21 protein-coding genes, 2 tRNA genes and 1 pseudogene are annotated in these 26,443 nt (G+C 71.1%); 13 read left to right on the forward strand and 11 right to left on the reverse strand.

Going from position 1 to position 26,443, the window contains the following annotated elements; all coding sequences use genetic code 11:
• Position 1: 1 nt before the first annotated feature.
• A complete protein-coding gene (locus Asi03nite_RS27005; protein ID WP_507762562.1) occupies positions 2–1,186 on the reverse strand; it encodes a zinc-dependent metalloprotease in 1,185 nt (394 codons plus the stop codon).
• Positions 1,187–1,345: 159 nt separating this feature from the next.
• Here Asi03nite_RS27005 and Asi03nite_RS27010 point away from each other — a divergent pair, with 159 nt between their 5' ends.
• The 3 genes from Asi03nite_RS27010 to Asi03nite_RS27020 all read left to right on the forward strand — a co-directional run bounded on the left by Asi03nite_RS27010 (position 1,346) and on the right by Asi03nite_RS27020 (position 5,593).
• Positions 1,346–2,377 (forward strand): YlbL family protein, encoded by a 1,032-nt coding sequence (locus tag Asi03nite_RS27010; protein ID WP_203683279.1) that lies wholly within the window; start codon positions 1,346–1,348, stop codon positions 2,375–2,377.
• 97 nt (positions 2,378–2,474) lie between these two features.
• Positions 2,475–5,447 carry a UPF0182 family membrane protein gene (locus Asi03nite_RS27015; RefSeq protein ID WP_203683280.1) on the forward strand — a complete coding sequence of 991 codons (2,973 nt, stop codon included), beginning with the start codon at positions 2,475–2,477 and terminating at the stop codon, positions 5,445–5,447.
• 72 nt (positions 5,448–5,519) lie between these two features.
• Positions 5,520–5,593 (forward strand) — tRNA-Met (locus Asi03nite_RS27020).
• A 223-nt stretch (positions 5,594–5,816) separates the two neighbouring features.
• On the opposite strand, the gene Asi03nite_RS27025 is transcribed toward Asi03nite_RS27020, so the two are convergent.
• A complete protein-coding gene (locus Asi03nite_RS27025; protein ID WP_239102955.1) occupies positions 5,817–7,901 on the reverse strand; it encodes a galactose oxidase-like domain-containing protein in 2,085 nt (694 codons plus the stop codon).
• A 479-nt stretch (positions 7,902–8,380) separates the two neighbouring features.
• On the opposite strand from Asi03nite_RS27025, the gene Asi03nite_RS27030 reads away from it, so the two are divergent.
• Positions 8,381–8,454: transfer RNA gene (locus Asi03nite_RS27030), tRNA-Met, on the forward strand.
• A 279-nt stretch (positions 8,455–8,733) separates the two neighbouring features.
• Positions 8,734–9,324 (forward strand): NAD-dependent epimerase/dehydratase family protein, encoded by a 591-nt coding sequence (locus tag Asi03nite_RS27035; RefSeq protein ID WP_203683281.1) that lies wholly within the window; start codon positions 8,734–8,736, stop codon positions 9,322–9,324.
• On the opposite strand, the gene Asi03nite_RS27040 is transcribed toward Asi03nite_RS27035, so the two are convergent.
• Complete coding sequence (locus Asi03nite_RS27040; RefSeq protein WP_203683282.1) at positions 9,314–10,111, reverse strand: alpha/beta fold hydrolase; 798 nt, start codon at positions 10,109–10,111, stop codon at positions 9,314–9,316. The two genes, Asi03nite_RS27035 and Asi03nite_RS27040, sit on opposite strands and share 11 nt — an antisense overlap.
• A gap of 184 nt (positions 10,112–10,295) precedes the next feature.
• Here Asi03nite_RS27040 and Asi03nite_RS27045 point away from each other — a divergent pair, with 184 nt between their 5' ends.
• The 3 genes and pseudogenes from Asi03nite_RS27045 to Asi03nite_RS27055 form a co-directional block, all read left to right on the forward strand.
• On the forward strand, positions 10,296–11,468 hold the full coding sequence (locus Asi03nite_RS27045) for an acyltransferase family protein (RefSeq protein WP_239102956.1): 1,173 nt from the start codon (positions 10,296–10,298) through the stop codon (positions 11,466–11,468).
• Positions 11,469–11,473: 5 nt separating this feature from the next.
• The gene (locus Asi03nite_RS27050) at positions 11,474–12,253 is read left to right on the forward strand and encodes a pentapeptide repeat-containing protein (protein ID WP_239102957.1); all 780 of its coding nucleotides are present in this window, start codon (positions 11,474–11,476) and stop codon (positions 12,251–12,253) included.
• 9 nt (positions 12,254–12,262) lie between these two features.
• A pseudogene (locus Asi03nite_RS27055) lies at positions 12,263–13,237 on the forward strand (TerC family protein); the annotation flags it as partial.
• Between the two features lie 352 nt (positions 13,238–13,589).
• Here the strand turns inward: Asi03nite_RS27055 and Asi03nite_RS27060 are convergent.
• Both Asi03nite_RS27060 and Asi03nite_RS27065 read right to left on the reverse strand, forming a co-directional pair.
• A complete protein-coding gene (locus tag Asi03nite_RS27060; RefSeq protein ID WP_203683286.1) occupies positions 13,590–14,552 on the reverse strand; it encodes a translation initiation factor 2 in 963 nt (320 codons plus the stop codon).
• A 159-nt stretch (positions 14,553–14,711) separates the two neighbouring features.
• Positions 14,712–15,572, reverse strand: coding sequence for a spermidine synthase (locus Asi03nite_RS27065; RefSeq protein WP_203683287.1), 861 nt, complete (start codon positions 15,570–15,572; stop codon positions 14,712–14,714).
• A gap of 81 nt (positions 15,573–15,653) precedes the next feature.
• On the opposite strand from Asi03nite_RS27065, the gene Asi03nite_RS27070 reads away from it, so the two are divergent.
• The 3 genes from Asi03nite_RS27070 (at position 15,654) to Asi03nite_RS27080 (ending at position 18,897) form a co-directional block, all read left to right on the forward strand.
• Positions 15,654–17,162, forward strand: coding sequence for a DUF1800 domain-containing protein (locus tag Asi03nite_RS27070; RefSeq protein ID WP_239102958.1), 1,509 nt, complete (start codon positions 15,654–15,656; stop codon positions 17,160–17,162).
• 8 nt (positions 17,163–17,170) lie between these two features.
• Positions 17,171–18,436 carry a DUF1501 domain-containing protein gene (locus Asi03nite_RS27075; protein WP_239102959.1) on the forward strand — a complete coding sequence of 422 codons (1,266 nt, stop codon included), beginning with the start codon at positions 17,171–17,173 and terminating at the stop codon, positions 18,434–18,436.
• Between the two features lie 86 nt (positions 18,437–18,522).
• Complete coding sequence (locus Asi03nite_RS27080) at positions 18,523–18,897, forward strand: hypothetical protein (RefSeq protein ID WP_203683288.1); 375 nt, start codon at positions 18,523–18,525, stop codon at positions 18,895–18,897.
• A 75-nt stretch (positions 18,898–18,972) separates the two neighbouring features.
• On the opposite strand, the gene Asi03nite_RS27085 is transcribed toward Asi03nite_RS27080, so the two are convergent.
• Together Asi03nite_RS27085 and malQ are read right to left on the reverse strand one after the other, a co-directional pair.
• Positions 18,973–19,152 (reverse strand): antitoxin, encoded by a 180-nt coding sequence (locus tag Asi03nite_RS27085; RefSeq protein WP_203683289.1) that lies wholly within the window; start codon positions 19,150–19,152, stop codon positions 18,973–18,975.
• Positions 19,149–21,095, reverse strand: coding sequence for a 4-alpha-glucanotransferase (gene malQ / locus Asi03nite_RS27090; protein WP_203683290.1), 1,947 nt, complete (start codon positions 21,093–21,095; stop codon positions 19,149–19,151). The genes Asi03nite_RS27085 and malQ overlap by 4 nt, the downstream gene beginning before the upstream one ends.
• Before the next feature lie 93 nt (positions 21,096–21,188).
• Here malQ and Asi03nite_RS27095 point away from each other — a divergent pair, with 93 nt between their 5' ends.
• A complete protein-coding gene (locus tag Asi03nite_RS27095; RefSeq protein WP_203683291.1) occupies positions 21,189–21,446 on the forward strand; it encodes a hypothetical protein in 258 nt (85 codons plus the stop codon).
• Positions 21,447–21,467: 21 nt separating this feature from the next.
• A complete protein-coding gene (locus tag Asi03nite_RS38605) occupies positions 21,468–22,718 on the forward strand; it encodes a chitosanase (RefSeq protein WP_203683292.1) in 1,251 nt (416 codons plus the stop codon).
• Between the two features lie 164 nt (positions 22,719–22,882).
• On the opposite strand, the gene Asi03nite_RS27105 is transcribed toward Asi03nite_RS38605, so the two are convergent.
• From Asi03nite_RS27105 to Asi03nite_RS27120, 4 genes are all read right to left on the reverse strand, one after another.
• On the reverse strand, positions 22,883–24,124 hold the full coding sequence (locus Asi03nite_RS27105) for a glycoside hydrolase family 16 protein (protein WP_203683293.1): 1,242 nt from the start codon (positions 24,122–24,124) through the stop codon (positions 22,883–22,885).
• 111 nt (positions 24,125–24,235) lie between these two features.
• On the reverse strand, positions 24,236–24,964 hold the full coding sequence (locus Asi03nite_RS27110; RefSeq protein WP_203683294.1) for a carbohydrate-binding protein: 729 nt from the start codon (positions 24,962–24,964) through the stop codon (positions 24,236–24,238).
• Between the two features lie 98 nt (positions 24,965–25,062).
• Positions 25,063–25,620 (reverse strand): DUF5709 domain-containing protein, encoded by a 558-nt coding sequence (locus tag Asi03nite_RS27115; RefSeq protein WP_203683295.1) that lies wholly within the window; start codon positions 25,618–25,620, stop codon positions 25,063–25,065.
• A gap of 29 nt (positions 25,621–25,649) precedes the next feature.
• On the reverse strand, positions 25,650–26,378 hold the full coding sequence (locus Asi03nite_RS27120; RefSeq protein WP_239102960.1) for an ATP-binding protein: 729 nt from the start codon (positions 26,376–26,378) through the stop codon (positions 25,650–25,652).
• Positions 26,379–26,443: the final 65 nt, after the last annotated feature.

Below are 26,443 nucleotides of genomic sequence, written 5' to 3' on the forward strand. Positions count from 1 at the left end.
GTTACTTCCGCGGCTCGTCGGGGCCCGGCTCCGGGTTGCCCTCCAGCCCCTCCAGTTCGCTGATGTCCCAGTCCGACTGGCTGCGGGCGAAGACCTCCGGGTTGGCGAAGTCCTCGTCGGTGGGCAGTAGATCGGGGTGGTCCCACAGGCCGTCGCGACCCTGGATGCCTCGCTGCTCGGTCACCGCGGTCCACAGCGCGCCGGCCTCACGCAGCCGCCGCGGCCGCAGCTCCAGCCCGACCAGGGCGGCGAACGTCTGCTCGGCCGGCCCACCTGCGGCCCGGCGGCGGCGGAACGCCTCGCCCAGCGCGGCCACCGACGGCAGCCGGTCGCCGGCCGCGTCGTCGACCACCTGGCCGACCCAGCCCTCGACGAGGGCGAGCGCCGTCTCGAGGCGGGCCAGGCTGGCCTTCTGCTGCGGGGTGTCCTCCGGTGTGAAGATCCCTTCCAGCGCCATGGCCTGCATCGACTCCGGGTCGGTCGGGTCGACGCGGCTCATCGCCTCCTCGATCGCCTCCCGGTTCACCGTGATGCCTGTGGCGTAGGTCTCGACGGCGCTCAGCACGTGCGCCCGCAGCCACGGGACGTGCCCGAAGAGCCGCTGGTGAGCCGCCTCGCGCAGGGCCACGTACAGCCGGACCTGGTCCTCGGGCAGCTCCAGGCCCTCGCCGTACGCCTTGATGTTGGCCGGGATGAGCGCGGCCGTGCCGGCCGGGCCGAGCGGGAGGCCGATGTCGCCGGCCGAGAGCACCTCGGCCGCGAGCTGGCCGAAGGCCTGGCCGAGCTGGCCGCCGAAGAGCGCGCCGCCGAGCGTGGCGACCATCGACTGCATCGGGCCGAGCTGCGCCCGGGCCTCCTCGGGAACCAGGTCGCCCATGGCGCCCACCATGCGGCCGGCGATCGGCTCGCACAGCTTCTTCCAGACGTCGAGAGTGTTGTAGATCCACTCGTTGCGGTTCCAGGCGACCGCCTTGTGGATGCCGCTGGGGAGCGCGCAGACCGGGTCCAGCCAGAGATCGGCGAGGCGCAGCGCCTCCTCGACCTGGTGGCGCTCGTGCATGTTCACCGCCGGGTCACCGCTGGCCGAGAGCTGGCTGGCGGCGACCTGCCGGGCCAGGTCCCAGTTGACCGGGCCACTGCCGGGGGCGGCGAACATCTGCTGCAGCTGCGCCATGAACTGCTGCATCTGCTGCGGATCGGAGGGGTCGGGCGGCTGCGCGCCCGGCAGGGAGAAGCCGAACGGGATATCAGGCACGACCCCCACGGTACGCGCGAAACGCTCGTAGCGGACTGATGGCGGTGTCAGCTCAGAGAGAACTCAGACTGGGTGGGTAGTCTCACGCGCATGAGACGTCGCGGTGTCACCGTCGTTCTGGGCGCCCTGATAACCGCCCTGCTGGCCGCCGGTGTCATGATCTCCGACCTGCCGTACGTGGTGCTCACGCCCGGCCCGACGGTGAACACGCTGGGCTCCGCGCAGGGCACCGAGGTGATCCAGGTGACCGGGGCCAAGACCTCGTCGTCCGCCGGCGAGCTACGACTCACCACCGTGAACGTGCAGTCCAAGGTCGAGTTGGTGCAGGCCGTGCAGGGCTGGCTGAGCGGCCAGGACGCGGTGGTCCCGCGTGAGCTGATCTACCCGCCGGACCGCAGCGAGAAGCAGGTCCAGGAGCAGAACGCGCAGGAGTGGAAGCAGTCGCAGACCAGCGCCGAGACGGTGGCGCTGCGCGAGCTGGGCTACCCCGTGCAGACGTACGTGCGCAAGGTCACCTCCGGCGGCGCCGCGGTCGGCAAGCTCCGGGAGAACGACGTGGTCACCGCCATCGGCGGCACCCCGGTGACCGGGCCCACCCAGCTCACCGAGCTGGTCCGCAAGCAGCCCGCGGGCACCGCGCTGACGGTCGGCTACACCCGCGACGGCAAGGCCGGCACCGTGGTGATCACCACCAAGGCCGGCGACGACGAGAACAAGACGCCGCGGCTGGGCATCGAGATCGACACCAAGCAGCCGCACCCGTTCACCATCAAGATCGACCTGGACAAGATCGGCGGCCCGAGCGCCGGCCTGATGTTCACGCTCGGCATCATCGACAAGCTTCGCGACGAGGACCTGACCGGGGGCAAGGTCGTCGCCGGCACCGGCACCATCGACGACGACGGCAACGTGGGCCCGATCGGCGGCATCCCGCAGAAGCTGAACGGCGCCAAGAAGGCCGGGGCCAAGCTCTTCCTGGTCCCCAAGGACAACTGCGCGGAAGCGCTGCGCAACCCGGTGCCCGGCCTCCTGATGGCGAAGGTGGCCACCGTGGGGGACGCGCTCACCGCTCTCAAGACGTTCACGTCCGGGGGCACCCCGGTGCCGTGCTCGGCGTCATGACCGCCACCGGCCGTAACCGCACATGTTCTGCCGCGTATCGAAGCGGGATGGGACATCGTAAGGTGAACCACCGGCCCGACGAAGTGTGGAGCCAACGTTGGTAATGCGTAACAGTCCCCTACCGAGGATGAGCCGGCGCGGTCGCGTCACCGTCGGCGTCCTGGTCGGGGTCTTCATACTTTTCACGCTGCTCGGCTGGGGCATCGACGCGTACACGGACTATCTCTGGTTCTCCGAGGTCCAGTTCACCGAGGTCTTCTCCGGTGTCCTGCTCACCAAGCTGCTGCTGTTCCTGGCGATCGGCACGGTGATGGCCCTGGTCGTGGGCGCCAACCTCTATCTGGCCTACCGCCTGCGCCCGCTGCTGCGGCCGCACTCGGCGGAGCAGGCCACGCTGGAGCGGTACCGGATGGTTCTCGCGCCCCGGCTCGGTACCTGGATCACCGTGCTCAGCGTGATCATCGGCTTCTTCGCGGGCCTCTCCGCGCAGGGCCGGTGGAGCGACTGGATGCTGTTCCGCAACGGCGGGAATTTCGGCGCGACCGACCCGCAGTTCAACGTGGACATCGGGTTCTACATTTTTGACTACCCGCTGCTGCGCTACCTGCTCGGCGTCGCCTTCACCGCTGTGGTGCTCTCGGTGCTCGGCGCGCTCGCCGTGCACTACATCTTCGGCGGCGTGCGCCTGCAGGGCGTCGGCGACCGGATGACCACCGCCGCCCGGGCCCACCTGACCACCCTGGTCGCGGTGTTCGTGCTGCTCAAGGCGGTGGCCTACATCCTCGACAGGCGCGCTCTGCTGCTCGAGCAGCACGTCTCCCCGGGGCTGTACGGCGCCGGCTACACCGACGTCAACGCGTTGCTGCCGGCCAAGGAGATCCTGGCGTACATCTCGATCGTGGTCGCCGTGGCGATCATCGTCTTCTCCAACGCGGTGATGCGGAACCTGGTGTGGCCGGGTGTCTCGCTGGCGCTGCTGGCCGTCTCTGCCGTGGCGATCGGCGGCATCTACCCGCTCGCGGTGCAGAACTTCCAGGTCAAGCCGAGCCTGTTCGACAAGGAGAAGACCTACATCGACAGGTCGATCAAGGCCACCCGGGCGGCGTTCGACCTGAGCGACACCAAGGTCGGGGAGTACACGCCGACCAGCGGCAACCCACCGGCCGACCTGCCCTCCGACACGAGCGCGCAGAACGTCCGGATCATCGACCCGCAGCTGGTCTCGCAGGCCTTCACACAGTCGCAGCAGTCCCGCGGCTTCTACGACTTCGGCGAGAAGCTGGACGTCGACCGCTACACCGTCGACGGCAAGCTGCAGGACTACGTGGTCGGCGCCCGCGAGATCAACGACGACAAGCTCTCCTCGCAGCAGCGCAACTGGCTCAACCGGCACACCGTCTACACCCACGGGTACGGCCTGGTCGCCGCCCCGGCCAACGAGGTGTGCGGCGGCACCGGCCTGCCGTACTTCGTCTCCGGCTTCCTCGGCAAGAGCACCACCGCGAACGCGTGCTCCGCGCCGGAGGACGAGATCGAGGCGAAGCAGCCGCGGATCTACTACGGCGAGCAGTCCACCGAGTACGCGATCGTCGGCCAGTCCGACAAGTCGAAGAAGGTCGAGTTCGACCGCCCGCAGGAACAGAACGCCGACGCCTCGGTGAACTACACCTACGAGGGCAAGGGCGGTGTGGAGATCGGCTCGTTCTTCCGCCGGCTGGTGTTCGCGATCAAGAACACCGAGAGCAACTTCCTGCTCTCCGACGCGGTCAACAGCGACTCCCGGCTGATGTACATCCGCACCCCGCGCGAACGGGTGGAGAAGGTCGCGCCGTTCCTCACGATCGACGGCGACCCGTACCCGGCGGTGGTCGACGGCCGGATCGTGTGGATCCTCGACGGGTACACGACGGCGCAGACCTACCCGTACTCGCAGAAGATCAACCTGGCCACCGAGACCCGCGACGAGCTCACCGGAACCGGATCGTTCGCGCTGGCCCGCGACGACGTCAACTACATGCGCAACTCGGTCAAGGCGACCGTCGACGCGTACGACGGCACCGTCAAGCTCTACCAGTTCGACGACCAGGACCCGGTGCTCAAGGCATGGAACAAGGCGTTCGGCGGCGACCTGATCGTGCCGAAGGGCGACATCCCGGCCGAACTGGCCGCGCACTTCCGCTACCCGGCCGACATGTTCAAGGTGCAGCGCAACCTGCTCACCAAGTTCCACGTCACCAACCCGCAGACGTTCTTCAACGGTGACGACTTCTGGCAGGTGCCGAACGCGCCGGACGCCCCGCAGAGCGGGGTCAAGCAGCCGCCGTTCTACCTGAACGTGAAACTGCCCACCCAGGCCGACACCACGTTCCAGCTGACCGCCGGCGTGACCCCGGCCAACCGGGAGAACATGTCGGCGCTGATCTCCGGCTCGTACGACAAGGCCGGCGACCCGCAGCTGGAAGTGCTCGAACTACCCGACCAGACGGTGGTCCCCGGCCCGATCCAGGTCCACCGGCTCATGGTCAACAACGCGAGCATCTCGCAGGACCTCACCCTGCTCAGCCGCAACGGCCAGGCCACCGTGCTCTACGGCAACCTGATCTCGCTGCCGCTGAAGAACGACATCCTGTACGTCGAGCCGGTCTACGTGAAGAGCACCCAGGCCAACGCGCCGCCGCTGCTGCAGAAGGTGCTGATGTCCTACGGCGACGGCTCCAGGGTCGTCCTGAAGGACAACCTCACCGACGGACTGAAAGCTCTGGCCGAGCTGGGCAAGAGCGGCAACACGGGCAATACCGGGAACACCGGCACCACCCCGCCCGCGACTCAGCCCGGGACACAACCGTCCGCCCCGTCCACGCAGCTGCCCGGAAACCTGGCGGCCGCCGCGGCGGACGTGGACAAGGCCATCGAGAACCTTCGCGCGGCCCAGAAGAGCGGCAACTTCGCCGCGCAGGGCCAGGCGCTCCAGGCGCTCGACGAGGCGATGACCCGCTTCCAGCAGGTCCAGGGCGCCGCGGCGCCCAGCACCGCCCCGTCCGTCGCGCCCTCCGCGACCGCCGGCGGCTGACCCGCAGCGGACACCGGCTCCGGGGGCTGTTTTGCGGTTCCCGGAGCCGGTGCGCTAGTGTTAACGAGCCGACGCGGGGTGGAGCAGCTCGGTAGCTCGCTGGGCTCATAACCCAGAGGTCGCAGGTTCAAATCCTGTCCCCGCTACGAGTGGTAGGGGCCCATGTCCGCGGAAAGCGCGGATGTGGGCCCCTATTCGCATATCTGCTCAGGGGGCCGAGCCCCCTGAAACCCCGCGTTACGGTGGTTGGGCTTGGCGGGATCGTTGCGCTGGGTGGGTCTGGGTGGGTGTTGCGCTGAGTGGGTTTGGGGGCCGGTCGGGTCTGCGTGGGTGCCGGGTCGTGGGTGGTTTGCCGGCCGCGGTGATCGGTCACCAGGTCCACTTCTGCGAGGCGCTACGGCCGCACGTCTCGAGGCGGATGTCCGCTTTCGACGCGGGTGACGCCAGCGCCAGGCAGAGGCTGGTGTCGCCGGCCGGGTGGATCCGGTGGTCCGATCCGAACACCCAGGTCTGCGCTGCCGTCCGGTTGCAGGTGTAGGTCCAGATCCGCTGGCCCGCGACGAGATTGCCCTGCGGTACGTCGAGACAGTTGCCCAGCACCCGAATGGTCCGGTCGTCGGGAAGCCGGGTCAGGGCCTGCGCGCCCGTCCCGTTGCAGGCGTATCCCTGCAGGTAGGTGCGGATCGCCAGGGCGCCCTGCGGCACGTCGACGCACCACTGCGGGGCGCCCGGGAGGGCGGCCGTCCGTACTGGGCTCATCAGCGGCCGCGGGCCCGGGCCCACCTTGACGATCTTCGCGACCGACGGGACGCCTGCGGCGTCGACGAGGAACAGCAGGTAGTAGCCGGGCGGCGTGACGCCGCTGTTGGGCGGCCCGGTGACGGTCAGCGTCGTACCGGACCCGGTGAACTTGAGCGGGACGTACCGCTGCCCCTGGTCGATGCTGTGGGTGACGTCGGACAGGCCGACCAGCGCCACCTTCCGGACGCTGGCCGCCTGTGCCGAGGTGACCGGGAAGGTGGCGCCGATGCCGACGCTCGCCGGGGCCGCCGAGATCACCGGCCGCGGCGCCAGCTGTCCGCTTCCGTCCTTCTCGTAGAGGTACGGCGGAGAGAAGTACTCGATGTTCTTCTCCAGATATCCGGCGGTCGTGCAGACCCCGCAGATGCCGCCGCCCCCGGTCATCACCCGGCCGTCCGGCAGCAGCGACGCCGTCGAGTGGTACTGCCGGATCCGACCCGCGCCGGCGAGCACCGTCCACTTGCCGGTCACCGGGTCCCAGCGTTCCGCGCTCGTGGTGGCGTGCGCCAGGTCGATCAGCGGTGAGGCCGCCGCGCTGCTCATGCCGCCGGTGGCCAGCACCGAGCCGTCCGCGAGCAGTGTCGCGTTGAGCTGCCGCCGCCCGGTCGACAGGGAACCGGTCGCGGTGACCGACGGGAACGGGCCGGCGTTGCCGTCCACGACGACAGCGGTGCGGGTGGGGACCTTCGCGGCGCCACCCTCGGTGCGGTTGCCGCCGCCGACGACCAGTGACTTTCCGATGTCGTACGGGGAGAAGCTCCCGTAGTCCCGGAGAATGTCGTCGCGCGTGCCGGTCGCCGTGATCACGCCGTGGCCCGAGGTGTTGATCGTGTAGCCGGCCGGGTAGGGGCCGAAGAGCTGCAGCTGCGTGTCCGGGCGGGAACCGAGGAACGGGTAGATCCGCGCGCTGTACCGGGTGAAGCCGGAGAGCGCGCGCAGCCCGCCGTCGGCCTGGTAGACCTCGGTGGTCGCCGGGCCGCCGCCGACGATCACCGCCTCGCCGTTGGCGGTCTCCGCGACCGACGGATACCAGCGGGCGGCGGCCATGTCGGGCCCGCGGGTCCAGGTCTCGGTCTGCCAGTGGAAGACATGGGTCCACACCGTTCCGTCGAGGTCCGCATCGGCATTTCCGCCGGCCACCAGAATGTCGCCGTCCGGCAGATGCGCGAAGCCCGCGCAGAAGATGTTCGCGCCCCGCAGATCGACGCGTTTGTAGGTATTTCCGGCCGGATTCCAGACCATCGCCCGGGTAAAATCATGATCCGGGTACGATTCCGCCGCGTTGTCGCCGACCGAATCCCAGATCAGCACCTTTCCGTTCGGCAGCACCGCCTGGAACACGGGCACCACAGGGGTGCCGAAAACCGCGCTCCAGGCGCCGGCTCTGCCCGGGTCGGCCGCCGCCGATCCCGCGGTACGGGGTGTGCCCGGCCGTAGTCCGGTCCTGCGCTCGATCCTCGCCGCGGCCTCGGCGGTCTGCTTCTCGATCGTCGAGATCGGGGTCCCGACCAGGTCCTGCGTCATGTGCTCACGCAGGTGGTCGTGCCCGTCCTCCCCGTTTTCCGCCCGGCTCGGAGCGCCCGTGGCATTCGCGCCGAAAAGAAACAGGAGAAAAACCATTCCGGAGAGCAGCAGTCCATGACGCAGGCGCACGCGATGAGTCCTTCCGCCAAAGTCCGGCGGCGGACGAGCCTCCCGTTCCGGCGCCGCCTGTCTCACCCATCAAGTTGCCTCACCATAACTCCCGTTAAGGCGTTGTTCAATGTGTTGTCATGATTTTGCAGTGGCGTCACGGACGGTGACCGCTGCGCGATAAATGCGACGGCAAATGATCGTCCGGGTCGGCCGATCGGGCGGGTCGGTGCCGGGCTCGGATCGCTCGCGGCCGGAACCGGTCCCGAGCCGTCGCCGGCTGACCCGCACACGGCGGGGCCCGGCCGCCCGTGCGCAACCCGGCCGCCCGTGCGCGGTTCGGTGGTTCTTTCGCGGCCCTGTCGCCTACGCGCGGCCCTGTCGCCTGCGCGGCCCGGTCGCCGCGCGGCCCCTCGAAGGGCGGGTGACCTGCGGATAGAGGACGACACCCGACCCGGTTGCGGACCCTCCCGGGTGGCGAGCTAAGCTTTCTCTACCGACGCGGGGTGGAGCAGCTCGGTAGCTCGCTGGGCTCATAACCCAGAGGTCGCAGGTTCAAATCCTGTCCCCGCTACAAAGAAAGAGGTCCTTCGCTCAGCCGGGCGGAGGACCTCTTCGCATGCGCCTCGCATGAGTTTCCACCGATAGCCCGTGAGGCGGGGAATCGGGGCGTAGCGACCCGCCCGTCGTCGAGGGTTCGCATCCTCGTCCCGGCGATGCTGCCGTTGTCAGTACAGGCCGACGTCCGCCATCCGGGCGCCCGGAAGGTGTGGATGGGCAATGGCTGCCACCCACGCCGCACGAACGCGGAGCCGGCTCCGTCGCCGAGTCACCCGGGCATTAGCGTCGACCCATGTCCGACGAACGTGTGTTCCTCGCCGGCGCGTCCGGCGTCCTCGGCCAACGGCTGATCCCGCTGCTCACCGAAGCCGGCTACGTGGTCGGCGGCATGACCCGCTCGGCAGGCAAGGCGGGGCTGCTGCGGGACCTGGGCGCCGAGCCGATCGTGGTGGATGTCTACGACCTGGAGGCGCTGGTCCGGGCGGTCCGGGATTTCGCCCCGGACGTGATCCTGAACGAGCTCACCGACCTGCCCGACGACGCGGCCGACATCGGGGCGTACACCGCGCGCAACGCCCGGATCCGTACCGAGGGGAACCGGAATCTGATCGAGGCGGCCCGGCGTGGCGGGTCGCCGCGGATCCTGGCGCAGACCGTGGCCTGGCAGCTGACCGAGGGGCCGGGCGCGCGGGCGGTCGCCGAGCTGGAGCGCTCGGTTCTCGCGGAGGGCGGGGTGGTGCTCAGCTACGGGCAGTTCTACGGCCCAGGGACGTACTACGAGGACACGATCCCGGCCGAGCCGCGGATCCGGATCGACCGTGCCGCCGCGCGGACGGTCGAGCTGCTCGGCGCGCCGTCCGGCGTGGTGGTGATCACCGACTGACCGCGTCCAGGGCGCGCAGCACCTGGGACAGCGCCGCCGGATGGTGCAGGATGCCGAGGTGGCCGACCACCGCCCGGCGTGCGTGGTCCTGGAGCACCACCTGTTCCGCCCCGGGGACCGCGGTCAGTGACGCGGTGTACGGCGTCACCATCTGGTCGTAGCGCGTGACGACGGTGGTGAACCGGACCTCCGGGGCCGGCGGCGCGCCGTTGATCGCGGCGAGCACGGCCGAGCCGGGCAGTTGCTCCCGCCAGGTCGGGATCTTCGCGTCCAGCCAGCGCCGCAGGTTCGCGGGCAGCCGGTGCGGGTGCCGGAGCAGGCCGTGCAGCGTGGTGCCGCCGTAGGTGGGCGCCAGCCCGACCAGCGACCGGACGGCGCCCGCCGCGGGCTCGCCGGGCAGGCAGCTGACCAGGTAGCGGGCGATCACCGCGCCCCAGGAGTGCCCCACCACGTCGACCCGGCCGGCTCCGGTGGCGGCCCGGACCTCGTCGACGAACGCGGCCAGTTCCAGCGCGTGCCGGTGGGTGGCGCTGACGTCCGGGCCGGGGCGGGCCCGCCGCCAGTCGAACGGGTAGGCGTCCCGGCCGTGGTTGGCCAGCAGCGGCGCGAGCGTGAACCAGTCGCACGAGGAGCGCCCGTTGGTGCCGTGGACCAGAATCACCGGGACGGAGGAGACGGCGGTTCCGGGTTCCGGGCGGCGGGCGCCGGGTGGCAGTCCCCGCGGGTGTGCTGCGCTGTGCCGCAGCGCCGCGCGCCGGCTGTAGTGCACGGGAATTTCGATGATCACTCCCGGTCGTCGCTGATATTCGTACCGCAAAAATGATCTTATCCGAGAAGTATTGCCCAATGGGAATTGACCGGAGCGGCTATTCTCCGCTCCGATGATGAACAAGAACGCGGCCAACAGCGTGCAATCCGGGTCAATCGGCCATAATCCTCCCCTGTGGCCTGAACCGACCAAGACCGAACGCATGCCACGGCTCGCCACCCTCGACGCGCTGCGGCTGATCGCCGCGCTCGCCGTGGCGGCGTTCCATCTGACCGTCTCGTGGCGGATCGACGGGCGCAACGAGCCGGAGTACTTCCTGCCCCATCTGACCCATGTGACCGTCTACGGTTTTCTCGGCGTCGAGGTGTTCTTCCTGATCAGCGGTTTCGTGATCGGGATGAGCAGTTGGAACCGCGGCCTCGGCGAGTTCTTCACGTCCCGGGTCAGCCGGCTTTACCCGGCGTACTGGATCTGCATCCTGATCACCGCGACCGTGGTCACGCTGGCGCCGATCGCCGGCGGTGTGCCGGTCGCCGGGACGCCGGGGCTGCGTGAGATCGCAGTGAACCTGACCATGCTGCAGGAGCCGCTCGGCGTCGGCTCGATCGACACCGTCTACTGGACGCTCTTCGTCGAGCTGCGGTTCTACCTGCTCTTCGCGGCGCTGGCGGCGTTCGGGCTGACCTACCGGCGGGTCGTGCTGTTCTGCGCGATCTGGATGACCGTAGCGGCGATCGGGCCGATGATCGGCAGCCGGGCCGTCCAGGTGCTGGCCATCCCCGAGTACGCTCCGTACTTCATCGCCGGGGTGGCGGCGTTCCTGATCCACCGCTTCGGCAGATCGCCGCTGCTCTTCGGTATCGTTGGTTTCTCCTGGCTGGTTAGTGTCCAGCGGGTCTCGGACCGGGTCGGCACGGTGCAGCCCGGTTTCCACGTGCCGGTCTGGCCGGGCGTGCTGATCGTCACCCTGGGTTATGCGGCAGTGTTGATCATCGCGTTGGGCTGGACCGACCGGATCCGCTGGCGCTGGCTGACCACCGCCGGCGCCCTCACCTACCCCTTCTACCTGCTGCACCAGCGCCTGGGGTACACCTTCATCCGGCACACCTACGAGGCCACCCGGCTGCCCGCCTGGGCTCTGGTGCTCGGCGCCGTGCTGTCGATCCTGGGCCTGTCCTGGCTGGTGTACCGGCTGGTGGAGAAGCCGCTCGCCGGCTGGCTGCGGTCCGGGCTGCGCAAGTCGTTCGCCGACCTGCGCTCGGCGTCCGCGCTGGACGCGATCCGGGCCGGGGCCGGGCCGCGCGGCCCGGAGGTGCCGCGGCAGGTCCGGGAGGGCCGGTTGGTACGGTCCGCCGGGGCCCGGGAAGAGAGATGAGAGAAGTGAGCGAACGTACGGAGAACGCGCGCCTGGCGGCCGACTGCACCCGGTGTGCGGCCCTCTGCTGCGTGGCCCCCGCCTTCGCGAAGTCGTCGGACTTCGCCGTCGACAAGCCGGCCGGGCAGGCGTGCCGGAATCTGGGCGACGACTTCCGCTGCCGGATCCACGAGGAACTGCCCGAGCGCGGCTTCCGCGGCTGTGTGGTGTTCGACTGCTTCGGGGCCGGGCAGCGGCTCACCCAGGAGACGTTCGGCGGGCGGGACTGGCGGAGCAGCCCGGAACTCGCCGGGGCGATGTTCGCCACGTTGCCGGTGCTGCGCCAGCTCCACGAACTGCTCTGGCTGCTCACCGAGGCGCTGACGCTGGACGAGGCCCGGCGGCTGCATCCGAAGCTGCGGGCGGCCGCGGAACAGATCGACGCGGTGGCCGGGGGATCGGCGGACGACCTGCGGGGACTGGACGTGGAGACGTACCGCCAACGGGTTGTGCCGTTGTTGCGACGCGCCAGCGAGCTGGCCCGGGCCGGCGCCGGCGGCCGCCGCCCGGACCACGGCGGAGCCAACCTCATCGGCCGCCGGTTCCGTGGCGCCGATCTGCGCGGAGCCAGCTTCCGCGGCGCGCTGCTGATCGGCGCCGACCTGCGCGGCGCGGACCTGCGGCGGGCCGACTTCACCGGCGCGGACCTGCGTGGCGCCGATCTGCGCGGGGCCGACCTGACCGGGGCGCTGTTCCTGAGCAGATCACAGCTGCGCGCCGCAGTGACCGACGCCGATCACCCCTAAGCTGGTCCGATGCGGCATGTGTCGGGTCTGGTGTGGCTGTTGACAGTTGTCGGGATCATCGCTCTGCTGCTCTTCGACTTCTTCGTGCACGTGCGCCGCGCCCATGTGCCCGGCCTGCGCGAGGCGGCACTGTGGACGTCGATCTACGTGTCGATCGCCATCCTGTTCGGGGTCGGGATCTGGCTCTTCGGTGGCTCCACCATGGGCGCCGAGTACTTCGCGGGATACGTCACCGAGGAGGCGCTCTCGGTCGACAATCTCTTCGTTTTCCTGCTGCTGCTCGGCAGCTTCAAGGTGCCCCGGGCGGACCAGCAGAAGGTGCTGCTGGTCGGGATCGCGGTGTCGCTGGTGGCGCGGACCGCGTTCATCTTCCTGGGCGCCGCGCTGATCAACTCGTTCGCCTGGATTTTCTACCTGTTCGGCCTGATCCTGCTGTTCACCGCGGGCAACCTGGTGCGCGGCACGGGGGAGGCCGAGGAGGAGTCGCCGGACAACATCGTGATCCGGCTGGCCCGGCGGGTGCTGCGGACCTCGGACACCTACGACGGCGACAAGCTGGTGACCTACCGCGACGGCCACCGGGTGCTGACCCCGATGCTGCTGGTCATGGTCGCGATCGGGGGCACCGACATCCTCTTCGCGCTGGACTCGATCCCGGCCATCTTCGGGCTCACCCAGAACGTCTACCTGGTCTTCACCGCGACCGCGTTCTCGCTGCTCGGCCTGCGCCAGCTGTACTTCCTGATCGACGGCCTGCTGGACCGCCTGGTGTACCTGTCCCACGGGTTGTCCGCGATCCTCGCGCTGATCGGCGTGAAGCTGATCCTGCACGCCATGCACCAGAACAACGTGCCGTTCATCAACGACGGCGAGCACATCGGCGTCCAGGAGATCCCCACCCTGGCCTCGCTCGCGATCATCGTGGGGGTGCTGCTGGTCACCGTGGTGGCGTCGTTGCTCAGCCCCCGCGGCCGGGCGCGGACCTACACGGCCGTGGCCCGGCGGCGGGCCACCGAGTTCCTGGAGGTCGAGAAGGACCCGCGGTACTGCGACGAGGTGTACCACAAGCTGCTCGACGCCGAGGCGGGCCTGCGCGCCCTGCCGGAGCGCCACCGGGAGCGGGTCCGGGCCCAGGGCGAGCTGATGGAGCTGCTCAACCGCGCGCACCGGGTGCACGAGGAACGGGTGGCGGCCGGCAGCTGCTTCGCGCGGCCGGAGCCGTCAGCGACCTGACCGCGGGTGGTTCCCCCAGGGGCGGCGGCCGGGACGCGAGCCGCCTCCTCACGGCCGCGGCCCGGACCGCGGGTCACCTCCCCGGTGGCCGCGGCCGGAAGGGTCAGCGGCGGGCCTGCGGGTCGTCGGACTGCCGGTTGAGGTAGGCCCCGAGATTGGTGGTCTGCCCCTGGTAGCGGTGGAAGCCCTCCTCCTCGGCGGCGCCGGAGAGCAGGCTGGCCACCCGGGCGGCCAGGCTGGAGGCGCGGGACGCCAGGTCCGGCTCGGCGAACCGGGAGTCCTGCTCGGCGCGCAGGGCCTGCTCGGCGCGGACCGCGTCGGCGGCGATGCCGGGCCGGTCGCCGTAACCCCGGGGACCGGAGGTGGGCATCGCGGAGGTCGGCACGGCGGAAGTGGGCATCGCGGAGACCGGGGCCGGGTCGTACGCCGGCTCCTGATAGACGGGCTCCTGGTAGGCCGGCTCCTCGTGGACCGGCTCGTCGTAGGCCGGCTCCGGGGCGGGCACCGGGACGGAGCCGAGCAGCGTCACGGTCTGCCCCTCGCCGCCCTGGTAGTTGCTGAACTCCGGGCCGATCACCAGGCGGGACAGCATCCGCGCGTGTGCCGGGGCGACCCCGATCTCTGTCGCGTTCTCCACCCGGAACCGGGCGATGGCCTGGCGCAGCACGTTCGCCAGGCGGTCCGCGTCGCCGACCGTGGCCAGGTCGCCGCCGGCGAAGACCAGGGCCGGGAAGCTGCCCTCCGGACCGTTGCAGACCAGCTGGATCTGGGTGACCGTGGCGTTCCGGCCGATCTCCCGGTTGCCTGGCTGCACCCGCAGATGCTGCGGCCACAGCCAGAACAACTCTCCGCTACTGAGCGTAGCGTCCTTGGCATGCGCATAGCGAACCCGCCGGTCGGTCACGAGGACCTCGGCCTCCTCCGGCAGGGTCCACCGCGGCAACGAGGACGCCTCGTCGAACGCGTACTCGGCCACGGCGCAGCGTCCGCGCCAGAGCACCCGCTCGCCGCTGTCCAGGGGTCCGAGGTCGGTGCCCGGAGCGGACAGGAAGTGCTGGTGGAACATGGTTGCCTTCCCCGTTCACGCCGCGATCTGGAAAACACGGCCGCAACGATTACAGCCGTCCGGTCCCAGTGTTGCCAGTCACCCGACGCGAATCACAGTGGAAGTTCGAAAAGTGACACCGGACAGTGGCGCCGAATGAACCATCGGCCTACCCGGTGACTACTTTCCGTTACTCCGGTGGCCGAAGAGTCCGGCCGGCGGGAGTGGGGAGCCGACCGCGGCGGCGTCCGGAACCGGCGCCGCCCCGGCCGCGAATCGATCGAGGTCGGTCTCGACCCGCCCCGGGAACCAGTCGCCGGCGGCCCGGCGGGTCAGCTCGGCCACCGGCGGCGGGGTACGGCCGGCGAGCACCACCAGGTTGCCGAAGCGCCGGCCGCGCAGCACCGCGGCATCGGCGACCAGGCACGCCTCGGGCAGCACCGAGCGGATCGTGGCGACCTGGGCGCGGGCGTGCTTGAGGGGCGGGCCGTCGGCGATGTTCGCGATCATCCATCCGGCCGGGTCGAGCACCCGGGCCACCTGCCGGGCGAACTCGACAGAGGCCAGGTGGGCCGGGGTGCGCGCGCCGGCGAAGACGTCCAGCACGATCACGTCGTACCCCGCGTCGCGCATGCCCTCGACGGCCTCGCGCGCGTCGCCCACCCGGACCCGGATGTTGGCCTGCGCGGGCAGCGGGAGCTCGCGGCGGACCATCTCCACCAGCGGCCCGTCGATCTCCACCACCCGTTGCGTGGAGCCCGGCCGGGTCGCGGCCAGATAGCGGGGCAGGGTCAGCCCGCCGCCGCCCAGATGCAGCGCGCGCAGCGGCCGGCGCGGCTGCGCCACCAGGTCGATCGCCGCGGCGATCCGCCGCACGTACTCGAACTGCAGGTACGTCGGGTCGGCCAGATCCACGTGCGACTGCGGGGCGCCGTCCAGCAGCAGAGTGAACGCGGTGTCCCGGTCCGGGTCGGGAACCAGTTCCGCGACGCCCGAGGCGACCGTCTCCGTACGCCGTCGCGACGCCCTGCGCTGTGCCATGCGTCGATTGTCCCGGGAGCAGTCGGGGAGCACCGCGCAGGGAACCCGACAGTGGCGGGGGGAACTTCCGACGTTTGATTCGTGACGGTTGACGAGCAGACTTCGAACGTCCGTGCGGCTGTCGAACCGGCCGTCGTGATCATGGACGATCCCGCGGTGGCCGGGTTGCTGCCCGCCGACCCGCTGCTGCACCTGCTGCGCCGGGCCACCTTCGGCCCGAGCCCGTCCGCCATCGCGGAGATCCGCAGGCTGGGCGCGAACGCCTGGCTGGACCGGCAGCTCAACCCGGCCTCGATCGCCGACCCGGTGGCCGACAGGCTGGTCGCCCGGCTGCCGCTGTGCGGGCTGAGCATCTCCGAGATCCGCGCCAAGGTGGCCGCCGGGCAGCTCAAGCGGTACGCCTGGGAGCCGATGTGGCAGCTCAGCTTCGTCACGCCGGTCCGGATGATCTGGAGCGAGCGGCAGCTCTTCGAGGTGATGGTCGACTTCTGGTCCAACCACCTGAACGTGACCTGCCCGTTCGGCGACGTCTGGGACAGCCGTACCGACTACGACCGCAACGTGATCCGCAAGTACGCCCTGGGCACCTTCGCCGACCTGCTCAAGGCGTCGGCGCGGCACCCGGCGATGCTCAGCTACCTGGACAACCGGTACTCCACCCGGCTGGCGCCGAACGAGAACTACGGCCGCGAGCTGCTGGAGCTGCACACCGTCGGGCTCGGCTACACCGAGGCGGACGTGAAGGACGCGGCGAAGCTGCTCACCGGGCTGACCGTGAACAGCGCCACCGGGCAGTACCGGTACGACGCCGCCAACCACGCGGTCGGCCCGGTCAGGATCCTCACGTTCGCGCACGCCAACGCGACCACCACCGGCGGCGAGGGAGCGGCGCTGGCGCTCCTCGACCATCTGGCGGTCCACCCGTCCACCGCCCGCCGGATCGTCTCCAAGCTGTGCGTCCGGTTCGTCGCCGACGAGCCGCCCGCCACCCTGGTCACCAAGCTGGTCAAGGTCTACCTGGACAACCGGTCGGCGATCGTGCCGGTGCTGCGGGCGCTGTTCACCTCGCCCGAGTTCGCCGCCTCGGTGGGGGCCAAGACCCGCACACCGCTGGAGGATCTGGCGGCCACCGTCCGGATCCTCGGCTACGGGCCGCCGGCCAGCGGCACCAAGTCGTACGACAGCCTCTACTGGATGGCCCGCAACGCCGGCCAGGCGCCGCTGTTCTGGGGGCCGCCGAACGGCTACCCGGACGTGGCCGCGGCCTGGGCGTCGCCGTCCGGCCTGCTGGTGCGCTGGAACTTCCACCTGTCGCTGGCGGCCGGCTACTGGCCCGCCGACCTGGCCAAGCCGGCCGACCTGATGACCGGGATGATCGGCGCCCGGCCGGCCACCTACGGCGCGCTCATCGACGCGACGGCCAAACGCCTCCTCGGGGTGACGCTGGGCGCCGCGCAGACCGCGGCGCTCGCCGCCTTCTACGGCAAGACACCCACGTCGCAACTGAAGCCCAACGATCCCGCGGTGGGCTGGATGTACCCGTACCTGATGACGATGCTGCTGAACTCCCCGAACTTCGCCCTGAGGTGAGCGCTGACGTGACTGTGACCTGTGGATGTGACGAACAGCGCCGGGTGACCGTGTCCCGGCGGAAACTGCTCGCCGCCGGGGCGGCCGGCGCCTTCGCCGGGCTGGTCGGCTCGCAGCTCGACACCCAGCTGGCGTTCGCGGCCGACCCGTCGTACTCCGGGGACGTGCTGGTGCTGCTCTCGCTGCGGGGCGGGTTCGACGGGCTGTCCGCGGTGGTGCCGGCCGGTGATCCGGGGTACTACGCCGCCCGGCCTACGATCGGGGTGCCGAAGTCGCAGCTGATCGGCGGTGGGACGTTCTTCGGGCTGCACCCGGCGCTGGCGCCGCTGCTGCCGTACTGGACCTCCGGCAAACTGGCCGCGGTGCAGGCGGTCGGGCAGCCGGCCCCGAACCGGTCGCACTTCTCCGCGATGGAGGAGCTGGAGCGGGCCGCGCCGGGGACCTCGGTGCGCACCGGCTGGCTCAACCGGATGCTCGGCTCACTGAAGTCGGCCGACCCGTTCGGCGCGGTCGCGATGGGTACCGCGCGCCCGGCCCGGGTGCTCGACGGCCCGGCGCCGCACCTCGGCTTCACCTCGATCAACGGTCTCGCGCTGAGCGGGGACGACGCGGCCAAGCCGCTCTCCGCCACGATGGCCGCGCTCTACCGCGGCGCCCCGGCCCGGCTGGCGCATACCGCGCAGCAGCTGACCGGCGCGCTGGACCGGGCCAAGGCGCTGCGCGCGGCCGGGTACACGCCGGCCAACGGCGCGTCGTACCCGGCCACCGACCTGGGCGCGGCGCTGCGCGACGTGGCCCGGCTGATCAAGACGGACGCCCGCCTGATGACCGCCACCGTCGACTCCGGCGACTGGGACATGCACGAGAACCTGGGTCCGGCAGAGCCGGGCCGTCGGATGCACGACCAGCTGGCCCGGCTGGCCGCCGCGATCGCCGCGTTCGCCACCGACCTCGGCCCGGACGGGTTGCGCCGGGTCACGCTGATCACGATCAGCGAGTTCGGCCGGCGGGTCGCGCAGAACGGTTCCGGCGGGCTCGACCACGGGTACGGCAACATGATGTTCGTGCTCGGCGGCGGCGTCCGCGGCGGCAAGGTCTACGGCGCCTGGCCCGGCCTGGGCGCCGGCCAGCTCCGCGACGGCGACCTGGCGGTGACGACGGACTACCGCGCGGTGATCGGCGAGATCCTCCGGGCCCGCTGCCGGGTGGGCGACCTGAGCTCGGTCTTCCCGGGGGTCACGGCGTCTTCGCTGGGCCTGGTGGCCGCTCGCTGAAAACGGTCTTTATTTCATAAAAACCCGATACGGCGCGAGGTAGCTGTTTCACACTGTCAGCGATATTCCGATGTACGGAGGTGACGGTGACCAGCAACCTGTTGGCCGAGCTCATCGGGGGACAGCGGCGCCCGCCCGGCCCGCCGCCCGCCTTGCGCATGCCGGCGATCCTGCACGCGGCCAAGCACCGGGCCGGGCCACCGCTGAAGATCCGCCGGCACACGTCGGACGAGGGGTCGCCGTTCTGGCGGTGGGACTGCGACAACTGCGGGGAGTACGGCGGCGGGCGGCACCACCCGGACGCCGTCACCCGGGCGATGCGTCACTGCCGGGAGCATCCGGATCACCGGTCGTCCCTGCTCCCGCCGGCCGGCTGCCGCCAGCCGGACACCTACCTGCCCCTGCACCCCATGCTGTACGCGGTGGACGACGACCCGCCCCCGGCTCCGCTCGACACCTGACCCCGCCGACCCGGTCACGAAGACGGCCCGGGGTTCCCCGATCGGGAAACCCCGGGCCGCAGGCCTGCGCGGGAGCTACGGCTGGGTGTCGCCGGCGCCGGTGCGCTTCTGCGCCTCGTCGACGCCCCGGTCCACCTGGCTGGAGTACTTGTTGCCGGTCCGCTGGTCGACCTGGTCGCCGGCCTTCTCCAGGCCCTGGTCCACCTGCTCGTCGTGCTTGTCGGCGAAGTCCTTCGCCTTGTCGAGGAAGCTCATCGCGGGGTCCCCTTCACTCGTCTCTTCACTGTCTCGGTGTTCCGTTTACCCAGAATTTCGGCGACCCTGCGGAAGATCGGGTCAGTTACCACTTCCGGTAGCGAGGCGCGGAGCGGAATTCGCCAGTTCGGGTACTCGTCGAAGGTGCCGGGCAGGTTCGGCTGGCGCCGTTCCAGCAGCACGTCGTAGAGGGACGCGGTGACCAGCCGGCACGGGGTGCGGGCGAGGAACTCGTGCATGGCCAGCACCACCTCCGCCGGCTGCTCCGCGGAATCGGCGGGCAGCAGGCCCTCCTGGCGGAGTAGCTCCAGCAGCGCGGCCTTGTCCGCCTTCCAGGTCGCCCACTCCTGCTCGACGGTGCCGGCCAGCTGGTCCAGCTCGGCCCGGACCTCGACCTGCTCGCCGGCCAGAAAGCCGGCGGCGGTGGGCAGATCGTGGGTGGAGATGCTGGCCAGGGCGTTACGGCGGTAGTCGGCGGCGGGCCGGAACTCACCGGTGTCCCAGTCCCGGGTGAACCAGAGCACCGACGAGCCGAGCATGTTCATCCGCTCCAGCGTCTCGGTCATCTCCGGCAGCACGGTGCCGAGATCCTCGCCGATCACCACCGCGCCGGCGCGCTCGGCCTCCAGGGCCAGGATGCCGAGCATCGCCTCCGGGTCGTAGTGGACGTAGGTGCCCTCGGCCGGACCCATGCCCGGCGGCACCCACCACAGGCGCCACAGCCCGGCCACGTGGTCGACGCGGAGCCCGTCGGCGTGGCGGAAGATCCGGCGCAGCATGTCCCGGTACGCCGCGTACCCGGTCTCGATCAGCGTGTCCGGGCGCCAGGCGGCCAGTCCCCAGTCCTGGCCGAGCTGGTTGAACGCGTCCGGAGGGGCGCCCGCCCGCACGCCGGGCGCCAGGACGTCCTGCAGCAGCCAGCCGTCGGCGCCGGTGGGGTCGATGCCGACGGCGAGGTCGTGCACGATGCCGACGGGCATGCCGGCGGCGGCCTCCCGGGCCGCGTCCAGCTGCCTCTCGACCAGTTGCTGGACCCAGGCGTGGAAGGCGATCCGCTCGCTCCGGTAGGCGCGGACCGCCGGGGAGTGCGGATGGCGTAGCTCGGCGGGCCAGCGCTGCCAGTTCGGGCCGTGCTCCTCGGCGAGCGCGCAGAACCGCGCGAAATCCGCCAGCCCCGGGTCCGCCTCCAGGTCGACCGGCTCGGCCAGTGGCCAGAGCAGCTCCAGGGCGGCGAGTTTGGCGTCCCAGACGGCGGTGTAGTCGATCAGTTCGCCGCTCTCCGGCTTGAGCGCGTCGATCGCGGCCCGCACCGAGTCGTCGGCCCGGCCGTACTCCGCGGTGTCGGCGATCCGCAGGTAGAGCGGATTCGCGAACCGGCGACTGGACGGCGAGTACGGCGAGGCCGGCACCGGCGACACCGGAGTGACCGCGTGCAGCGGGTTGAGCAGCACCAGCCCCGCGTCCCCGGACTGCTCCACGAACGACCGCAGATCCCCGAGATCCCCCATCCCCCAGGACCCGGCCGAGTGCAGGGAGTAGAGCTGCAGCATCCAGCCCCAGGTCTCCGGTGGCTTGGGCAGCCGCTCCGGAACGACGACGAGCGTCGTGGACTCACCCAGCCGATGCCAGCCCAGGGGCAGATCCTCCAGAATCTCGACGGTACGGCGGGAGCCGTCCTCCAACGTCAGCTCGGTCGGCGCGGGCAGTTCCCGGCGCTGCCCGGCGCGCAGCACGATCGTCCCGGGCAGCCGCCCCTCGTCGTCCCGGCCGCGCGCCTCGGCCAGCGCCGCCTCGATCGCCGCGGGCGTGCCGGCGTCCACCCCGAGCAGGCCGAGCACCCCGATCACCGACTCCGGTGCGACCTCGGTGCGGCGGCGCTGGAAGTTCTCGTACCAGGTGGCCACCCCGTGTGCCGCGGCCAAGGCCTCGAGCTTCGCGTCCATGCTGCCCCTCTCGTCGCCTACCGCCTCATACCCGTGATCATCGGTGCTTACGCCGAGTCGCATCCGTTGCTTGGATGGGTCAGCATGGGGCACATGGCTGACGTGGTGAAGTGGTGGTCGCGGCTGACCGCGGCGCTGACCGGAGCGGTGCTGGCGCTGGTGGTGCCGGCGCACGCCTGGGCGGCGAGCAACGGGGTGGCCGACGTGGCGATCGAGGCGGCGAAACGCCGTACCCGGGGTGGACGCGGTTTCGGGTTCCTCTTCGGCGGAGCGTTGTGCTGCCTGTTCGTGGTGGCGGCGATCGTCCTCGTGGTCGTGTTGATTTCGCGGAACCGCAAGCGGCGCCGCTGATTTCCGTCCTAGCTTGTGCAGATGCGGACGAGTGACAGGCGATCGCTGGCCCTGGGCGGCGGGATCGCCGCGCTGCTCTGCATCCCGCCGGCGATCTCGGTGGCCGCCAACGCGTCCGCCGACGTGCTGCTCACCACGGGCCGCCCGGCGCTCGCCTCGTCGACGCTGAGCGTGGCGTGGCTGGCCTCGGCGGCTGTGGACCACAGCACCGGCACCCGGTGGGCCAGCGGCGTGACCGCCGGCACCGAATGGCTGCGGGTCGACCTGGGTGCCGCGCAGGACGTGACCCGGGTGCGGCTGCACTGGGCGGCGGCGTACGCCAAGGCGTACCGGGTGCAGCTCTCCGACGACGGGGCGACGTGGCGGGACGCGTACCGGACCGCGAACGGCACCGGCGGGGTGGACGATCTGCGCGGCCTGACCGCGTCCGGGCGGTACCTGCGGGTACTGGCCACCCAGCGGGCCACCCCCGACGGTTACTCGCTGCGGGACGTGCGGGCGTACGGGCCGGGGCCGGCCGCCCGGGTCACCGAGTCCGGCCGGGTCGTCGGCGCGGGCGTGCCCGCGGCGGCCGCGGGACTGACCGCGAAGGTCAAGAAGGAGACCGCTTTCCAGCTGGTGTCCAGCGCGGAGAACTCGACGCTGAACTGGCGCGGCGAGTACGGATACCTGGAGGACCTGGGCGACGGCCGGGGCTACACCGGCGGGATCATCGGGTTCTGCTCGGGCACCAGCGACATGCTCGCGGTGGTCACCGACTACACCCGGCGCAAGCTGGCCAATCCGCTGGCCCGGTACCTTCCGGCGCTGCGCGCGGTGGACGGCACCGACTCGCACGAGGGGCTGGACCCGGGCTTCCCGGCGGCCTGGCGGGCGGCCGCCCGGGACCCGGTCTTCCAGCGGGTCCAGCGGGACGCCCGGGACCGGATGTACTTCACGCCGGCGGTGCGGCTCGCCGGCGCGGACGGGCTGCGGGCGCTGGGGCAGTTCGCTTACTACGACGCGGCCGTGATGCACGGCGTCTCCGGGCTCCGGACCATCCGCGAGCAGGCGGTCCGGGCCCGTAGGACACCGGCACAGGGCGGGGACGAGATCGCCTACCTGGGCGCCTTCCTGGACGCCCGGGACGCCGAGATGCGGCGGGAGGCGGCGCACAGCGACACCACCCGGGTCGACACCGCGCAGCGGGTCTTCCTCAGAGCCAGCAATCTCGACCTGGTCCCGCCGCTGACCTGGCAGGTCTACGGCGACCGGTACACGATCAAATCCTGACCAGCCGCACCGCGCCCGTCGACGGCAAGGTCACCGAAGACGATGCGACCGGATTGCGCCCGTCGATGTCGGGGGTGCCGAGAACAGGTGCGAAGCGTCGCCGTTCCCGGTGCCCCCGACATCGACTCGAAGGGGCGCGATCCCCGCCGGGCGGAGCGAGGCCGTCAGGCCCGGCTCCACTTCTGGTTGGCCGCTCCGGTGCAGTCCCAGAGCTGCAGCTGGGCGCCGTTCGCGCCGTTGTTGTCCTTGATGTCCACGCACCGGTTCGCCGACACGTTGACCAGGTCGCCGGCGGACGACAGGGTGAACCGCTGAACCGGGTTGCCGTTGCAGGTGACCAGCTGGATCGGGGTGCCGTTGGTGAGCGCCCCACCGGCCGGGTCCATGCACTTGCCCATCGCGCGCAGCGTGCCGTCGCCGTTGGCGGCCCAGCTCTGGGCGGCCGAGCCGTTGCAGTCGTACGTCTGCAGGCGGGCGCCGTCGACCGGGTTCGCGCCCGGGATGTCGACGCAGCGGCCGTTCAGCTTGCTCTTCAGCGCGTTGCCACTGGCCGGCGGCGGGGTGGTGCTGGTGCCGCTGACGTGCACGTAGTCGATCAGCATCTTGCTCTCGGCGGGCAGGCTCGCCGGGTTGCCCTGACCGAAGTTACCGCCGACGGCCAGGTTCAGGATGATGAAGAACGGGTGCTCGAACACCCAGTTGACGTTGCCCTTGGCGGCCCGCAGCGAGTCCGGGGTGGCCCGGAAGTACTCCTGGCCGTCCACGGTCCAGACGATCAGGTTGGGCGACCAGTCCACCGCGTAGTTGTGGAAGGCCTGGTACCACGGCGAGCCGGCGACCAGCTGACCGCCGAACGAGCTGCCGCCGGAGTAGCCGGGGCCGTGCAGGGTGCCGAACAGCCGGTTGGGGTCGCGGCCGACGACCTCCATGATGTCGATCTCGCCGTCGGTCGGCCAGTTGCCGCCGCCGAGCATCCAGAAGGCCGGCCAGAGACCGGAGCCGTTGGGCACCTGGATGCGCGCCTCGATGTGGCCGTACTGCTGGGTGAACTTGCCGGCGGTCTGGATCCGGCCGGAGGTGAACTGGCAGGTGCCGTTCCAGCAGTCGTTGTGCCCGCCGCTGCCCTTGCGGGCCGTGATGACCAGGTGCCCCTGGCCGTCCATCGCGACGTTGCTGGTGCCGCTGGTGTAGTACTGCAGCTCCTGGTTGCCGAAGCCGCTGCCGCCGGTGTCGAAGTTCCACCGGGACGTGTCGACGCCGGTACCGGCCGCGCCGTTGAAGTCTTCGTTCCAGGTGACCGCGGCGACCGCGGCGTCCGCGTTGTCGTTGCGTGACGCCATGAACATCGATGACGCGAGTGTCGTCGCGACCACCGCCGCGCCGAGCAGGACCCGTAACTTGCGCATCTGGGGAAACCTCCGGGGGGAGAGGGTGCCGTTACTCCAAACAGTCTTTAGAGACAGACTGTCGCAGGTCAATGGAGACGGGTTCCGGAACCCCGGATAACAGAGAACCGCTCAAATTTTTTGGAAGAGCGCCGGCACCAGGCCCGGCTGCCAGCCCGGAAGCGCGGTGTGCACCTGCAGCACCCGGTACGTCGAGCCACGGTAGGAGACCCGGGAGCCCACCTGGTACGTGGTGAACGCCTTCCACGCCGGCGCCGGCGCGACGGTGAGCCGGACCGTGACGGCTACCGAGTCGACCAGCAGCGCGTCCGAGTAGCGGCCGCCGCCGCCCGGGTTCAGCGCCAGCCGGAACGGCTGCCCCACGGTGGCCGGGGTCAGCCGCAGCACCTGCTGGCCGTCGACCGACCAGACGAACGACGTCCGGGTCCAGTCGACGGCGTAGGTGTGGAAGTCCCGGACGCTGGTGGTGCCGGCGCCGAGCGCCTCGAACCGCCCGGGCACCGTGCCGCCGTCGGCGGTGAGCACGCCGAGCAGCTTCCAGGCCGGGCCGGCGTCCCCGGCGCGGATCCGGGCCGACACGTGCCCGCTGGACTGGCTGAACGTCGTCACGGTGCGCAGCGTGGAGTCCAGGACGAGGTTGCCGTCGCCGTCCTGCCAGGTGTCCCAGGAGCCGCCGGACCACTTGGCGGGGTCCACGCCGGCGCCCCGGGCTCCGTCGAAGCCGTCGCCGAAGACCGTTCTGCTGACCGTCTCGGCGTGCGCGACGCCGGACGCGGTCAGCCCGGCCAGCACGACCGCGGCCGCCACCAGCGGCCGCGGCCACCGCGCACCGTGACCCATCGCATCAACCCCCACCTCGGTCCCGCGCACAGACTCTGCCCGGGACCGGGTGGTGACGGCAAGGCCGGAGCCGAGAATCCACCGGCCGGGGCCCGGGTTCAGTCGTACTCCGGGGCGCTCGTCTCGTGCATCGCGAGCTCCTCGGCGCTCGCGCCGCCGCCGGCCGCGCCCGCGTCCCACGCCACGCTGTCCGGCTCCTCGTCGAAGCCCGAGCCGCCGTCCGGCGCGACCAGCCGGCCGACCCGGGCCGGATCGTCCTCGTCGAGCTGGCCGTCGTCGTAGAGCGAGACCGGGGAATCCGGGTCCGAGGTCGGGCTCTCGCCCCACACGTCCCGGTCGAATCGCTCCCGGCCCGAGTCGTCGACCGTCTCGTCGATCGGGTCGCGGCGGGACGTGTCCTCGTCCTCGGCGCCGAAGTCCGGCTCCTCCTGGCGCAGCCGCCGGTCGAGCGACTCGCCCTGGCGCTGCTCCTCGGCCGTGTCGCCGAACCGGTTCGACCCGCCCGGGCCGGTGCCGGCCAGCGCCGCCGGGTCCTGGCCGTCAGCCCATCGGCCGCTGTCCACCTCGTCGTACGCGGTGGAGTCGTCGTCGGCGGTGTCCGGCAGGCCGGAGGCCTCCGGATCGCTCACCTCGGTGGGGTAGTCGTTGTCTCGCATGTGCGCTATCTACCCGCGCGCCGGGCAGGTCATACGTTGATCCGTTCCGGGGTCAGAAGTGCCCAGACGACCTTGCCGCCGGGCAGCGCCAGCCCGCCCCAGCGGTGCGCCACCGAGTCGATCAGGAGAAGACCGCGGCCGCCGTACGCCGTGGGCGCGACCGGCCCGGAGAACCGCGGCAGCACCGACGACTCGTCGCGTACCGCCACGCTGAGCGTCGTGCCGTGCCGGCCCAGCAGCACGCACATCGGCGTGCGGGCGTGCGCCACCACGTTGTTGACCATCTCGGTCGCCACGATGCACGCGTCACCGGCCAGCTCGGCCATCGACCAGCGCAGGCAGGCCTCGGTGATCCGCTCCCGCACCTCGCGGGCCGCGCCGACCACCGGGTCCAGTTCCAGGCGCACCCGCAGACCGTCACGGGGAGGGCCGAGCGCGGCGTACGCGGCGTCCGGGTCGGCCTGGACCAGCCAGCCGGTCGACTGCCAGGGTGTGTCGCCGGCCCCGCCGCAGAGCACCAGCCGGGCGGCCGGCCAGTACCGGGTCTCGTCGGACACCGCACGCAGCGTGCCCAGCGCGTCGTCGTGCGGCACGCGTAGGCCGGAGACGTCCACCACGACGGCTTGCGGCTGGCCGGCGAGCACGTCGATCAGCGTGGAGCGGACCTGTCCGGCGGTTTCGGCGTCGAGCACCCCGGTCAGCCGGACCAGGGGATGGCTCTGGCCCCGGTCCACCAGGTGACGAACCTCGCTCGGCATGATCGCTCCATTGTGCATGACGTGTCCCCTTCGCGCATTTCGGCGAGCAGCGGACCAGGCCCGGC

This window comes from Actinoplanes siamensis (assembly GCF_016862395.1).
In the GTDB taxonomy this organism is placed as follows: Bacteria; Actinomycetota; Actinomycetes; order Mycobacteriales; family Micromonosporaceae; genus Actinoplanes; species Actinoplanes siamensis.